We start from the raw sequence: 13,702 nt of genomic DNA on the forward strand, positions 1-13,702 counted from the left end.
CGGAGAGATCCACTTCACATCATACGCACAGGTAACAAAATAGGTGAACTCGGTCACAGGACGGGGGCGAGCCCGCCGCCTCGGACTGCCCGCCGAGCGCCGAGAAGGGGCATGAGTACCACAGATCACCGGGCAACGCCCCAGATCAGACCTCCTCGTCCGATCCTCCGGACGGAAAATCGGCAAAGCGGATGATCTGTGAATTCCGGCACGTACGATGGACCCTGTCGGTTTGCGTCACAGGTCACAATCAGTTTGACTTATGAGTCGTATCACAGGAGCAACCATGAGGGTTCGCCCTGTCCGCAGAGAAAGACTGCACAACAACTTAGGAGAAGCGTGTCCGCTTTCATCGAATGGCTGAACAGCATCATCTGGTCGTCAGCCCTTGTCTACCTGTGCCTCGGCGCCGGACTGTACTTCACGATCCGCTCGAGAGCCGTGCAGATCCGTCAGATCAAGGCGATCTTCACACAGATGTTCCGGGGCAAGAGCTCCAATGAGGGAGTGTCCTCGTTCCAGGCGCTGTCGATATCGCTGGCCGGTCGCGTGGGCGTCGGCAACATCGCCGGCGTCGCCACCGCGATCGGCTTCGGCGGCCCGGGTGCCGTCGTCTGGATGTGGATCTCGGCGCTGCTGGGCGCCTCCACGTCGTTCGTCGAATCGACCCTCGGCCAGATCTACAAGCAGCAGGACCCCAAGACCGGTGAGTACCGGGGTGGCCCCGCCTTCTTCATCGAGAAGGCCTACCGCCACACCAAGGCCAAGGGCCTGTTCAAGGTCTACGGCATGGTGTTCGCCTTCGTCACCGTCATGGCCATGAGCTTCATGCTCCCCGGTATCCAGTCGAACGCGATCTCCGGCGCCATGAGCAATGCCTGGAACCTGCCGACCTGGATCACCGCTCTCGGTCTGGCCGTCATCCTGGGCTTCATCATCATCGGCGGCGTCAAGCGCATCGCCCACTTCGCCTCACTCGCCGTGCCGTTCATGGCCATCGTCTACATCATCGCCGCGATCCTCGTCACCCTGTTCAATGCCGATCAGATCATCCCGGTCATCGAACTCATCTTCACCTCGGCCTTCGGCATCGACGCCGGCCCGGAAGCCGCCTTCGGCGGAATCCTCGGCATGGCCGTCCAGTGGGGCGTCCAGCGCGGCATCTACTCGAACGAAGCCGGTCAGGGCACCGGTCCGCACGCCGCCGCCGCAGCCGAGGTCTCACACCCCGCGAAGCAGGGACTGGTCCAGGCCGGCTCCGTCTACATCGACACCCTGTTCGTCTGCTCGGCGACCGCGTTCATGATCCTCTCCACCGGCATGTACAAGGTCTTCGGTGAGGACGGCACCACCGTCATCGGCTCCGGCCGGGGACAGCTGGCCGAGGAGATCGCCGCCACTCCGGGCGAGACCTGGCCGCAGGCGGGGCTCGACACCCTGATCTCCGGCTTCGGCGCCAGCTTCATCGCGATCTCGATCTTCCTCTTCGCGCTGACGACCATCGTCGCGTACTACTACATGGCCGAGACGAACCTCGTCTACCTGCTGGGGCGCTTCAAGAACCCCCTGGTGATGGTCATCGGGGAACGCCTCCTGCAGCTGCTCATCCTCATCGCCGTCGCAGTCGGCGCGATCCAGGCCTCGGGCAGCGCATGGGCCCTGGGCGATGTCGGAGTCGGACTGATGGCATGGCTGAACATCATCGCGATCCTCATCCTCCAGCAGCCGGCATTCAAGATCCTCCGGGACTTCGAACGCCAGACGAAGGAGGGACTGGACCCGGTCTTCGATCCGAAGGCGCTCGAGATCAGGAATGCCGATTTCTGGACCCATCGTCTTGAGAGCCTCAAGTCGGGAGCAGTCCGGAAGGGCTGATCAGCCGCACGAAGAAGTGACGCGAGGCCCGGGACAATGGTGTCCCGGGCCTCGCGCGTGCCTGCACCGCGCGTGCCTGCACCGCGCGTGCCGCCGTTCGACCGCACGCGGCAAACCGAGGGAACCGTCAGCCGAACCGCTCCCTGAGCACCCGGGCCGTAGCTCCCACTCCCCCGTGTGCGACCTCCTCGGGTGCCCCGGCTGCCACGAGTCGTCCCCCGTCAGGACCCGCGCCGGGCCCGAGGTCGATGAGCCAGTCGGCTCCGGCCGCGATCTCCATGTTGTGGTCGGCCATGAGGATGGTGTCGCCCTCGCCGACGATCTGCCGGAACAGGTCGGACAGCACCCGCGCATCGCTCGGGTGGAGGCCGTTCGTCGGCTCGTCGAGGACGAAGAGCGCACGCTCCCGCCGTCTCCTTGCGCGCATGGCTGCGGCCAGGCGCAGCCGCTGCGCCTCTCCACCGGAGAGCGTCGAGGACGACTGGCCGAGCAGCAGCCCGCCGAGCCCCACTCTCTGCAGGGCCTCGAAGTGGTCGACGGCGCCCAGCACCTCGGCGAAGCAGGCGCCTGCTGCATCGATCGAGAGTCCGAGCACCTCGGCGATGCTCAGACCGTCCACGGTGATCTCGAGGGTGTCCTCGGTGAATCGGCGGCCTTCGCATTCGGGGCATCTTCCGCTCGACGCGGGCAGATGGACGAGGTCGATCGTGATCGTGCCGAGCCCTTCGCAGCGCGGGCAGCGTCCGGTCGCCGTGTTGAAGGAGAACTGGGAGGCCGAATAGCCGCGCGCCCTCGCCTCGGGGGTCTTCGCGAAGAGGGACCGGATCCTGTCGAAGATCCCCAGGTAGGTGCCGATGACCGAACGCGGCGAACGGCCAATGGCACTCTGGTCGAAGCTCACCACCCGGGAGAACGACTCCAGCCCCTCGGCCTTCGCCGCGGCGAGCCCCGACGACTCCTCGACGCCGGCCATCGCCAGCGGACCCTCGTCGTCGAGGAGCGAAGTGGCCCCGGACCGGGAGACGAGCGAGGCGATGGAGCGCAGCAGCGAGCTCTTCCCCGAACCCGACACTCCGGTCACCACCGTCAGCGCCCCGACGGGGAACTCGACGGTGAGTCCGGTCAGCGTATTCGCCCTGAGGTTCGAGCATCGCGCCCAGGCCTGAGCCGAGTGGCGGCCGCCGCGTTGCCTGCCGTCGGCAACGTCACCGGCAGCGCGGTCACCCTCCCGACTCCACGGGGGCAGCGCCGGTTCGTTGCGCAGCCGGGCGGCGGTTCCGCTCTCGCCCGCCAGCGCCTCCGCGACGGGTCCGGAGAACATCACCCGCCCGCCCTTGTCGCCGCCTCCGGGTCCGAGTTCGACGACCCAGTCGCAGCGCCGCACCGTCTCCATCTCGTGTTCGACGAGGATGACGGTGTTGCCCGCATCGCGCAGGGCCTCGATGAAAGTGAAGAGGTGGTCCGTGTCCGCCGGGTGCAGACCGGTGGAGAGCTCGTCGAAGACGTACACCATTCCGTGCAGTCCGCTGTGCAGGTGGGCCGCGAGCCGCAGCCTCTGCAGCTCGCCCGGCGACAGGGTGGAGGCAGGGCGGTTCGGCGCGAGATACCCCACGCCGAGCGAGTCGATGACGGAGATCCGCTTGTCGAGCTCGTCGAGGAGCACCGCGGCGGCGTCCACGGTCGCGGAGTCGGGATGCCCCCGCGCGGAACCGTCTCCGGACAGCGCCGAGGTGACGGAGGAGCGGATGAATCGCGCCAGGTCTCCGAGGCTGCGGGCGGTCACCTCGGCGATGTTCTCCCCTCCGATCCGCACCTTGAGTGCGGCCCGGGCGATGCGGGCGCCGCCGCAGTCGGGGCAGGTCTCGGTGCGCAGGAACTGCTCGGTCCGCTCCCGGATCGAGGCGGAACCGGTCGTCACGGTCGTATCGAGCAGGTAGCGCCTGGCGCTGCGGAACTTCCCCTTGTACCCGCGGGAGATGTGCTCCTTGAGCTTCTCGGGTTCGACGGTGATGGTCGGGGTCTCGTCCGTGAGCAGCAGCCAGTCGCGCGTCTCTGCGGGCAGCTCCCGCCACGGTCGGTCGATGTCGATCCCCATGGACTCGACGAGATGCTTGAAGTTCCTCCCCAGCCACCCGCCCGGCCAGGCCGCGATCGCGCCCTCGCGGATCGTCAGCCCCTCATCGGGCACCGCAGCCGCGAGGTCGATGTCGTGGAGGCTGCCCTTGGCCGCGCAGGTGGGGCAGGCGCCCTCGACCGTGTTCGGGGAGAACGCCGAGGCGAGCAGTCGAGCGTGCCCCGGCGGATAGGTCCCGATGCGGGAGAAGAGGACCCGAAGCAGATCCGCGACCTGGGACAGGGTGCCCACGCTCGAATGTTCGGGAGGCGCGGTGACGAGCTGTTTGACGGCGATCGCGGCGGGCAGGCCGGTGATCCGGTCGACTTCCGGTGCGGCCATGGTCCCGAGGAGGTGGCGGGTGAAGGGCGAGACGGATTCGAGGTAGCGCCGTTGCGCCTCGGCGTAGATCGTGTCGAAGGCGAGCGAGGACTTCCCGGAGCCGGAGACCCCGCAGATCGCGATGAGCAGCCCGTGGGGCAGGCCCACGGTGATGTCCGCGAGGTTGTGCTCGCGGGCTCCGACGACGCTCAGTTCCGTGTGCCTGCGTTCCGTGTGCATGCGTCGTTCCTTCCCTTCGTTCGCATCGCGCACCGGCCGCGTTCGAGCACCGAGACGCCGTGATTCCGCTCAGTCGAGACGCATCGAGCGGACCACTGAACTCGTGGTCCGCTCGATGAGTGCCTCTGCTCAGGTGTCTACTTCAGACTCGTGCCTGCCGAGCCGAGGTTCTCGCAGGCCTCGACGACGCGCTGGGCCATGCCTGCTTCCGCAGCCTTTCCGTAGGCGCGCGGGTCGTAGAGCTTCTTGTTCCCGACCTCGCCGTCGATCTTGAGCACACCGTCGTAGTTGCGGAACATGTGCTCGACGACCGGACGGGTGAAGGCGTACTGGGTGTCCGTGTCGACGTTCATCTTCACGACGCCGTGCCGGACCGCCTCGGCGATCTCCTCGGCGCTCGAGCCGGATCCACCGTGGAAGACGAGGTCGAACGGGGAGTCCTTGCCCACCTCCTTGCCGACGGCCGCCTGGATCTCGCCGAGCAGGGACGGACGCAGCCGGACATTGCCGGGCTTGTAGACCCCGTGGACGTTGCCGAAGGTCAGCGCCGTGAGGTAGCGGCCCTTCTCGCCGGTTCCCAGAGCCTTGACCGTGGCCAGACCGTCGTCGACGCTCGTGTAGAGCTTGTCGTTGATCTCATTCTCGACGCCGTCCTCTTCCCCGCCGACGACTCCGACCTCGATCTCGAGGATCGACTTCGCCGCGGCGGAGAGTTCGAGCAGCTCTTCGGCCAGGGTCAGGTTCTCATCGAGCGGCACCGCGGAGCCGTCCCACATGTGCGACTGGAAGTAGGGTTCACCGCCGGCCTCGACGCGTTCGGTCGAGAGCGCGAGCAGGGGCTTCACCCACTCCTCCACGGCGTCCTTCGGTGCGTGGTCGGTGTGGAGAGCGATGTTGACGTCGTAGCTCTTGGCCACCTCGGCGGCGAACACCGAGAAGGCGATCGCCCCCCGCACACGATCCTTGATCGTCGGACCAGACATGTATTCGGCGCCGCCGGTCGAGATCTGCACGATTCCGTCCGAACCCGCTTCGGCGAAGCCGCGGATCGCTGCGTTGATCGTCTGCGAGGACGTGCAGTTGATCGCGGGGTAGGCGAAGCCCTTCGACTTCGCCCGGTCGATCATCTCCGCATACACCTCTGGACTTGCAATGGGCATGAGCGCTCCTTCTCGAAACTCAATGGCACACAGAGCCATTCGGCGGGTGAACTGTCTGCCTACAGCCTAAGTGATCGTCCCGCGGTGATCACTGACCCGCTGATCCGCCACGGCGGGAACCTTTCGACCGTGGCCGGTCGAGGAGTCCACGGCTGCGGGTCAGCCGGTAGTCGATGCGTTTGTCGACCTGCTCACCGAGGTATTCGTCGAAGTCACCGGCCAGCTGCTCACCGAGCTCGCGGTAGGCGGCTTCGGTCTCCAGCTGATCGCTCCGCTTCACCTCCGTGCGGAAGGCCTTGAGCGTCGCGATGCAGATGAGGATGAGGATGACGCTGAAGGGCAGCGCCGTCATCAGGGAGCCTGCCTGCAGGGCTCCGAGCCCTCCGGCGATGAGCAGAGCGATTGCCAGCGCACCTTCGAGCAGAGCCCACAGCACTCGCGACCACATCGGCGGGTTGGGGTGTCCACCGGAAGCGAGCATGTCGACGACGAGCGAACCCGAGTCCGACGAGGTGATGAAGAAGATCGCCACGAGGATGATCGCCAGGACCGAGAGGACCGATCCGAGCGGAAGGGCACCGAGGACATCGAAGAGAGCACGCTCGGCCACCACACCCTCGGCCGGGTCGACCAGGTCGCGGGAACCGAAGAGCTGGCGGTGCAGGCCGGTTCCGCCCATGACGGAGAACCAGAAGAACCCGACGATCGACGGCACGAGGAGCACGCCGGCGATGAACTGCCGGACCGTCCGGCCACGCGAGATGCGAGCGATGAAGACGCCGACGAACGGCGCCCAGGAGATCCACCAGCCCCAGTAGAACATCGTCCAGCTCGCGTTCCACTCAGCACCGTCCGCACCGGTGTAGGCACCGACGTCGAAGGTCATGTCGAGGACGTTGGCGAGATAGACGCCGAGGGACTCGACGAAGTTCTGGAACAGGAAGAGAGTCGGTCCGAGCACGAGCACGGTGACGAGGAGAACCCCAGCCAGGCCGAGGTTGATGTTCGAGAGCCATTTCATCCCCACACCCACACCGGAGACCACCGAGGCTGTGGCGATGAAGGTGATGACGACGATGAGGATGATGAGGAAGGTGTTGTCGTAGTCGCCGACGAGGCCGATGTGCTTGATCCCGGCAGAAATCTGCTGGACGCCGAGTCCGAGTGACGTGGCGATGCCGAACACGGTGCCGAAGATGGCGACGACATCGATGACATCGCCCGGCCAGCCCTTGACCCTGCTGCCGAGCAGAGGCTCGAGCGCCCACCGGATGGACAGCGGGCGACCGCGGCGGTGGATCGCGTAGGCGAGTGCCAGACCGAGGACGGCATAGAGCGACCAGGGGTGCAGCCCCCAATGGACGAACGTCTGCGCCATGCCCAGCTGGGCATGCTCCGCTCCCTCACCGGGCCAGCCGGGTTTGGCGCCGGTGGTGGCGTAGGTGAGCGGTTCGGCCACTCCGTAGAACACGAGGCCGATGCCCATGCCCGCGGCGAAGAGCATCGAGAACCAGGAGAGCAGTCCGAACTCAGGACGATCGTCGTCCTTGCCCAGGCGAATCTTCCCGAACTTCGACAGGCCCACGCCGATGGCGAATGCGACGAATCCTCCGACCACGAGCATGTAGTACCAGCCGAGGTCGGCGACGATCCAGCCCTGGATCGACGCCATCGCCGGGCCGATCACATCGGGCAGGATGACGGCGAGTGCGGCGACGCCGACGATGACGATGAGTGCGGGCCAGAACACTCGTGGGGCGATCATGCCCTTGCCGATGTGCACTCCCTGATGACGCAGCTTCTGCGTGATCTCATCATCGGAATCACCTTCGCCGATGTGCAGGTTCTGCGGCAGATGGAGCCGCACGGGGTCCGGGGCGCCGAAAAGGTAGTGTGCTTGCTCATCATCTGGCGACGATTCGGGTTCTGCCGAGGTGACTTCCGCGTCAACGACGGGTTCCTCCTGCGGCGGTGTCTGCTGCCCGATGTCGCTGCTTTCTCCAGGACGATTCATTATGCCTTCCGCGTCGAATACATGGAGCCGTGTGCCAACCTTGCCGTACTCGCCTCCAAACTTCAAGAAATATGACGTTTTGACACCTTCGAGCGGACCGTCCATTCAGTAGGGTTCACTTATGCAGACACATGCGGCTCCCACCCCTCCGGCGCATGCTCCTCGCGGAGGCGGAGCACGGTTCGGGATTCTCAGCTGGGCGCTCTGGGACTGGGGATCGGCATCCTTCAACGCCGTCATCATCACGTTCGTCTTCACCCCCTACCTGACCAAAGGGGTCGCGGCGAGCGAGGAGGCCGGCTCATCCGCCCTCGGCTGGTCGATGGCCGCCGCAGGGCTCGTCATCGCATTGGTCGCTCCGGCTGTGGGCACGCGAGCCGACTCGGGCGGGCGGCATCGGATGTGGCTCGGCGTCCACACCGGCATCGTCGTCCTCTCGATGCTCGGACTGTTCTTCGTCCGCGACTCCCCCGAGTACCTGTGGCTCGGTCTGCTGCTCATCGCCGTGGGCAGCGTCTTCTTCGAGTTCGCCGAGGTGTCCTACAACGGGATCATGGTCCGCATCACTGAACCCGCGAACGTCGGCCGGGTGTCCGGGTTCGGCTGGGGCATGGGCTACGTCGGCGGTCTGGTCCTCCTCGTCCTCCTCCTCGTGCTCGTCATCCAGCCCGAGGTCGGGATCCTCGGCGCCTCGGACGACGGCGGGCTGCGGTTCCGCATCGTCGCAGCGCTGTCCGCCGTCTGGTTCGCGATCTTCGCCCTCCCCGTCCTCTTCACCGCCCCCGGACCGGAGTCCGCACCCTCCTCGGACGAGAACCCCATCAGGGCCTTCATCTCCGACTACGCAGCACTGGTCCGACGCCTCGTGCGGATGTGGAAGGACGAGCACCAGACGCTGCGGTTCTTCATCGCCTCGGCGGTCTTCCGCGATGGACTGGCCGCGATCTTCGCCTTCGCGGGAGTCCTCGCGGCGGGCAGCTATGGATTCAGCGCCGCGGAGATCATCGTCCTCGGCGTGGCAGCCAACGTCGCCGCCGGCGCGGGGGCGATGATCGCCGGGCTCTTCGATGACCGGGTCGGCCCCAAACCAGTCATCGTCGCGGGCCTCATCGTCATCCTGCTCGGGGGCCTGCCGATCCTCCTCAGCGACGAGCGGCCGGTGTTCTGGGTCTGCGCACTCGTGCTCAGTTTCTGCGTCGGTCCCGTGCAGGCCTCGAGCCGCTCATTCCTCGCCCGGATCACGCCCGCGGAACGGGCCGGGGAGAACTTCGGCCTCTATGCCACGACGGGCCGGGCCGTCAGCTTCCTCGGTCCGGCGATGTTCGCGCTCTCCATCTCCGTGTTCGGCTTCCAGCGGGCGGGAGTTCTCGGGATCCTCCTGGTGCTGCTGGCCGGACTTCTCCTCATCATCACGGTCCGGCCAGAGGGTCCGCGTACAGCTCTGCGGGGATGAGCGCCACTTGCGAGCCCGCGTCAGCCGGCCGGTGCCGACTCCGTCGCGTCTCTGCCTGCGAGCAGCTCATCGATCTGGCCGATCGCGGAGGTCGCCCCTTCGACCACGCCCATCTCGAGCACGGTCTGCAGGCCCTCGAGGGTAGCGTAGGTCGAGGTGTAGCGCGCCTCGGTGCCGGTGTCGGTGGCCCTGAACTCGTACCGGTTCCGGCTCGCCGGCATCCCCTCGGCCGGCTCGAAGTCCGCGTCCGCGAAGTAGTCCTCGAACTCGAAGGACCGCGGTTCATCGACCGCATCCACCGTCCAGAAGCCGTGGTACTTCTCCCCCTCGGGGCTGGTCATGAAGTAGGTGACCTTGCCGCCCGGGGACAGCTCGTGGTCGACCACGGTGGCGGGGTACTCCGGTGGTCCCCAGATCTTCTCCATCTGCCGCGGGTCCGCATAGACCTGCCACACCCTCTCCGGCGGGGCGGCGAACTCCGCCACCATCGTCAGGGTGAAGCTCTTCTCGTCCTTGATCACTTCTGTCACAGGCATGGTCTTCTCCTCATCGAGTGCTCCTGTTGCTCTCGAGCTCCTCGGCGGCCAACAGGTCGTCGATGCGCTGAACCCTCGAGCGCCACTGTTCTTCCAGCTCGTCGAGCAGGGCGCTGACCGAGCGGATCGCGTCGACCTCGGCCCTGGCTCGCTGTTCCCGTCCGACCCGCTGCTTGGAGATGAGACCCGCACGCTCGAGCACAGCAACGTGCTTCTGCACGGCGGCGAAGCTCATGTCGTAGCCGGATGCCAAGTCGGACACGGAAAGCCCTTCGGTCATCACCCGCCGCAGGATGTCGCGTCGGGTGCGATCGGCCAATGCGTGGAACATCGCATCGGCGCGATCGGCGAGAAGTGCTTCCATAACCCAAATCATACAACCAATCAGTTGTACGTCAAGGGCTCGAGCGCTCGAGGTCGGTGAGATCCACTGGAGCGCGGCCACGACAGTGCGATTCCGAGAATTTCGCCGCCACCCCTTGACGCGACGATTGAACATGCGTTTAATATTAAACATGCGTTCAACGAAGAAGGTCTCGACCACCTCCCCCAACTCCTCCCCAGAGACTGCGGCCCGGATCAAGCAGGCGGCGATCGGGGAGTTCGCGGAGAACGGGTTCACGAAGACCACCATCCGCGCCATCGCCTCGGCGGCCGACGTCTCCCCTGGACTCGTCATCCATCACTTCGGCTCGAAGGAGGCTCTGCGCACGGCGTGCGACGACTACGTCTTCACCGCCATCACCGAGGCGAAGGAGGCCAACGCCCAGTATTCGACGATGGCGATCCAACTGATGTTCGAAGACCCGCAGATGCGCACCAACGTCGACTACCTGGTGAAGTCGCTGCTCGATCCCAGTGATCACGGTCAGCGCTTCTTCGAGCACTACATCGACGTGGTTGAGAACTTCGTGACCCAGGGAATCGCGGGCTACACCTTCCGGCAGAGCACCGATCCCCGCGGCCAGGCAGCCATGATCGCTTCCTTCGCTCTGGCTCCCATGGTGCTGTCCGAGAGGCTCCGGACGTCACTGGGCACAACCGACATCAAAGACACAATGACCCGCTTGGCTCCACACCTGCTCGACCTCTACCTCAATGGAATCCTCGACTCGATCCCCGACGCCGAGGTTGGCACCGATTCGAACGGAGACGATCAATCATGATCACCACAACCCCCTCTGAAGGCCCGGCCATCTCCCTGACCGACGTCGTCAAGACCTACGGCCGGGTCCGCGCCCTCGACGGCCTCGACCTCGAGGTCGCCCGCGGCGAGGTCCACGGCTTCCTCGGCCCCAATGGCGCCGGCAAATCGACCACGATCCGGATCCTGCTCGGCATCCTCACGCATGACTCGGGACGCGTCCGCCTTCTCGGTGAAGATCCGTGGAAGCACGCGGTGGCGCTGCACCGCCGGCTGGCCTATGTCCCCGGAGACGTCGAGCTGTGGCCCGGACTCACCGGCGGTGAGGCCATCGACCTCTTCGCCCGCCTCCGCGGCGGAGTCGATGACCGTCGACGCGACGAGCTCATCGACCGCTTCGACCTCGACCCGCGCAAGAAGGGCCGGACGTATTCGAAGGGCAACCGGCAGAAGGTCGCCCTGATCTCGGCTCTGGCCTCGAACGTCGACCTGCTGCTCCTCGACGAGCCGACGGCCGGGCTGGATCCGCTGATGGAGGCCGTGTTCCAGGAGTGCATCCGTGAGGCCAAGGACGAGGGCCGGACCGTGCTGCTCTCGAGTCACATCCTTGCGCAGGTCGAAGCCCTGGCCGATCAGGTCTCGATCATCCGCAAGGGCCGGATCGTCGAGTCGGGTGCCCTGAGCGAGCTGAGGCACCTGTCGCGGACGGCGATCACCGTCGACGTCACCACCGACGTGCCGCAGTTGCGGACGATGGATGGAGTCCACGACCTCGAGCGCATCGGGACCAGGCTCCACTTCAGCGCGGACACGGCCCAGCTGCCGGCGATCGTGCGGACGCTCGGCGAGCACGAGATCCGGTCGCTGACAGCGACCCCGCCGACGCTCGAGCAGCTGCTCCTGCGCCACTACGACGACACTGACTCGAACGATCAGCCGTCGGACACCCAAATCCTCACCACCGCCCAGTCCCCCGCGGGCCTCACCAGCCGCAGCTTCACCGAGGTGCGATCATGACCACGAGAATCCTCACCACCCACGACGAACCCCCTCGCCCCGACGATCCCAGTCCGGGCCCCCGCGGACTCCGGCGCGAAGCGACCGCAGCTGGACGGCAGGGCGGAAGCCTGGCGGGTCTGGCCACGATGATCCGGTTCATGCTCCGCCGTGACCGGTGGCGGCTGCCGCTGTGGGTGCTCGGACTGGCGGCACTGACCGCCTACTTCGCCAACGCCATCGGCACCGTCATGGACGACGAGGCGCTCGCCTCCATGACGGTGTTCGCCCAGAACCCGATCATGGGCCTGATCTCCGGTCCCGGCTACGGCTTCGAGAACATCACGCTCCCGCGTTTCATCGCCGGTGTCTACGGCGTCTTCCTCATGCTCGGTGCGGCGATGATGAACATCACGACGATCTCCCGCCATACCAGGGTCGAGGAGCAGACCGGGCGGGCCGAACTCATCCGCGCGAACGTGACCGGGCGCAACACGCAGCTGATCGCGGCTCTCCTCGTCGCGGTGCTGATGAATGCGGCCCTGAGCGTGCTCATGACGCTGGCCTTCCGCTACTCGGCCGCCGAGCCGGAGCCGCTGTCCTCGGTGTTCCTGTTCTCCCTCGGCGTCGGCGCTGTCGGCTGCGTCTTCGCCGCGGTGACCGCGGTGACCTCACAGTTCTCCGCGTTCGCCCGCGCCGGCTCAGGGCTCGCCGGAGCGGTGCTGGCGGGGGCCTTCGTCATCCGCGGTCTCGGGGACATGTCAGCGGTGCAGAACGGGGACCTCGACTGGCTGGCCTGGCTCTCCCCTCTGGGCTGGGCTCAGCAGACCGCGCCGTTCGTCCTCGACCGGTGGTGGCCGCTGCTGCTGCACCTCGGCCTGGCCGCGGCCCTCATCCTGATCGCCGTCGGACTGCAGTCGAAACGCGATCTGGCAGCCGGGATCCTCGCAGATCGCCTGGGCCGGGAGCGTGCCGGCGCCTCACTGTCGACGCCACTCGGACTGGCCCTGCGACTGCAGCGCTCGAGCCTGACCTGGTGGTCGATCGGGGTCTTCACGATGGCTGTGGTCTTCGGCTCCTTCACCGGTGCGATGGCCGACAGTGCGGCCGGAATGCCGCCGGAGATCATCGATGTCATGGGCGGGGCCGCGGGGATAGTCGACGGCTACCTCGGGTACATGGCGATGTACTTCGCGATGATCATCACCGCCTACGCAGTCCTCGCGGTTCTCGGCCTGCGCGCCGAGGAGCAGGGCGTGAGGACCGAACCGGTGCTGGCCGCCGCGGTCGGCCGCAGCTCCTGGCTCCTGTCGTGGACCTGCGTCACGGCACTGGGAGCACTGTGGCTGATGATCCTCGCCGGGGTCGGGGACGGCGTCGGCGCTGCCCTGTCGACCGGTGACTGGGGGCTGTTCGGCCCGTCGGTCCTCGGCCACACCGCGCAGACCGCTGCGGTCTGGGTCCTCCTCGCACTCGCGGTGGCACTGTACGGGTTCGCTCCTCGCCTGATGGGCCTGACGTGGATCATCTTCGCCTACAGCGCGGTCATGACGCTGTTCGGACAGATGCTGCAGCTCGACGCGAAGATCCTCGACACCTCCGTCTTCCGACACGTCGGGCAGTATCCCGCACAGGACCTGTCCGCCGAGGCGGTGCTCCTCCTCCTCGGTGTCTCCGCAGTGCTCGTGTGTCTCGGGGTGCTCGGCTTCCGCCGCAGGAACCTCGTCACGGCGTGAATGAGAAAGGCCGTGGGAACAGCCGTTCGGCACCACGAACCGCCCGAGAGGCTCAGCCCTCGGGCGGTTCCGTGTTCGTGCGAAGCACCCAGCGGATGCCGGCGACCGGACTGA

The 13,702-nt window shown here is 66.5% G+C and carries 10 protein-coding genes; 5 read left to right on the forward strand and 5 right to left on the reverse strand.

What is annotated here, in order from left to right; genetic code table 11:
• The first annotated feature begins 339 nt into the window (after positions 1-339).
• Complete coding sequence (locus RIT73_RS14100) at positions 340-1,875, forward strand: alanine/glycine:cation symporter family protein (protein WP_309132724.1); 1,536 nt, start codon at positions 340-342, stop codon at positions 1,873-1,875.
• A 127-nt stretch (positions 1,876-2,002) separates the two neighbouring features.
• Here the strand turns inward: RIT73_RS14100 and RIT73_RS14105 are convergent, their stop codons facing one another.
• The 3 genes from RIT73_RS14105 to RIT73_RS14115 form a co-directional block, all read right to left on the reverse strand.
• Entirely contained in the window at positions 2,003-4,549 is a 2,547-nt protein-coding gene (locus tag RIT73_RS14105) for an AAA family ATPase (protein WP_309132725.1), read from the reverse strand.
• A gap of 137 nt (positions 4,550-4,686) precedes the next feature.
• Positions 4,687-5,709, reverse strand: a complete 1,023-nt coding sequence (gene fbaA, locus RIT73_RS14110) for a class II fructose-bisphosphate aldolase (protein ID WP_309132726.1) — start codon at positions 5,707-5,709, stop codon at positions 4,687-4,689.
• Between the two features lie 88 nt (positions 5,710-5,797).
• Entirely contained in the window at positions 5,798-7,723 is a 1,926-nt protein-coding gene (locus RIT73_RS14115) for a BCCT family transporter (RefSeq protein ID WP_309132727.1), read from the reverse strand.
• A gap of 121 nt (positions 7,724-7,844) precedes the next feature.
• On the opposite strand from RIT73_RS14115, the gene RIT73_RS14120 reads away from it, so the two are divergent.
• Positions 7,845-9,176 (forward strand): MFS transporter, encoded by a 1,332-nt coding sequence (locus RIT73_RS14120; RefSeq protein WP_309132728.1) that lies wholly within the window; start codon positions 7,845-7,847, stop codon positions 9,174-9,176.
• 20 nt (positions 9,177-9,196) lie between these two features.
• Here RIT73_RS14120 and RIT73_RS14125 read toward each other — a convergent pair whose 3' ends face one another.
• Both RIT73_RS14125 and RIT73_RS14130 read right to left on the reverse strand, forming a co-directional pair.
• Entirely contained in the window at positions 9,197-9,712 is a 516-nt protein-coding gene (locus RIT73_RS14125; protein ID WP_309132729.1) for an SRPBCC domain-containing protein, read from the reverse strand.
• Between the two features lie 10 nt (positions 9,713-9,722).
• The gene (locus tag RIT73_RS14130; RefSeq protein WP_309132730.1) at positions 9,723-10,076 is read right to left on the reverse strand and encodes a metalloregulator ArsR/SmtB family transcription factor; all 354 of its coding nucleotides are present in this window, start codon (positions 10,074-10,076) and stop codon (positions 9,723-9,725) included.
• 151 nt (positions 10,077-10,227) lie between these two features.
• Here RIT73_RS14130 and RIT73_RS14135 point away from each other — a divergent pair, with 151 nt between their 5' ends.
• Genes RIT73_RS14135 through RIT73_RS14145 form a run of 3 tightly spaced genes read left to right on the forward strand, consistent with a single transcriptional unit; the run spans position 10,228 to position 13,588 of the window.
• Positions 10,228-10,878, forward strand: a complete 651-nt coding sequence (locus RIT73_RS14135; RefSeq protein WP_309132731.1) for a TetR/AcrR family transcriptional regulator — start codon at positions 10,228-10,230, stop codon at positions 10,876-10,878.
• Positions 10,875-11,873, forward strand: a complete 999-nt coding sequence (locus RIT73_RS14140; RefSeq protein ID WP_309132732.1) for an ABC transporter ATP-binding protein — start codon at positions 10,875-10,877, stop codon at positions 11,871-11,873. Before RIT73_RS14135 ends, RIT73_RS14140 begins: the two co-directional genes overlap by 4 nt.
• Positions 11,870-13,588 (forward strand): ABC transporter permease, encoded by a 1,719-nt coding sequence (locus tag RIT73_RS14145; protein WP_309132733.1) that lies wholly within the window; start codon positions 11,870-11,872, stop codon positions 13,586-13,588. The genes RIT73_RS14140 and RIT73_RS14145 overlap by 4 nt, the downstream gene beginning before the upstream one ends.
• Positions 13,589-13,702 lie beyond the last annotated feature (114 nt).

Origin of the sequence: Brevibacterium sp., assembly GCF_031179145.1 — a bacterium.
Classification (GTDB): Bacteria; Actinomycetota; Actinomycetes; order Actinomycetales; family Brevibacteriaceae; genus Brevibacterium.

Excerpts from the sequence above, each read along its gene's own strand:
- RIT73_RS14125 (WP_309132729.1), bottom strand. The coding sequence starts at position 9,712 with ATGCCTGTGACAGAAGTGATCAAGGACGAGAAGAGCTTCACCCTGACG.
- RIT73_RS14105 (WP_309132725.1), bottom strand. The coding sequence starts at position 4,549 with ATGCACACGGAACGCAGGCACACGGAACTGAGCGTCGTCGGAGCCCGC.
- RIT73_RS14145 (WP_309132733.1), top strand. The coding sequence starts at position 11,870 with ATGACCACGAGAATCCTCACCACCCACGACGAACCCCCTCGCCCCGAC.
- RIT73_RS14115 (WP_309132727.1), bottom strand. The coding sequence starts at position 7,723 with ATGAATCGTCCTGGAGAAAGCAGCGACATCGGGCAGCAGACACCGCCG.
- RIT73_RS14140 (WP_309132732.1), top strand. The coding sequence starts at position 10,875 with ATGATCACCACAACCCCCTCTGAAGGCCCGGCCATCTCCCTGACCGAC.
- fbaA (WP_309132726.1), bottom strand. The coding sequence starts at position 5,709 with ATGCCCATTGCAAGTCCAGAGGTGTATGCGGAGATGATCGACCGGGCG.
- RIT73_RS14135 (WP_309132731.1), top strand. The coding sequence starts at position 10,228 with ATGCGTTCAACGAAGAAGGTCTCGACCACCTCCCCCAACTCCTCCCCA.
- RIT73_RS14130 (WP_309132730.1), bottom strand. The coding sequence starts at position 10,076 with ATGGAAGCACTTCTCGCCGATCGCGCCGATGCGATGTTCCACGCATTG.
- RIT73_RS14120 (WP_309132728.1), top strand. The coding sequence starts at position 7,845 with ATGCAGACACATGCGGCTCCCACCCCTCCGGCGCATGCTCCTCGCGGA.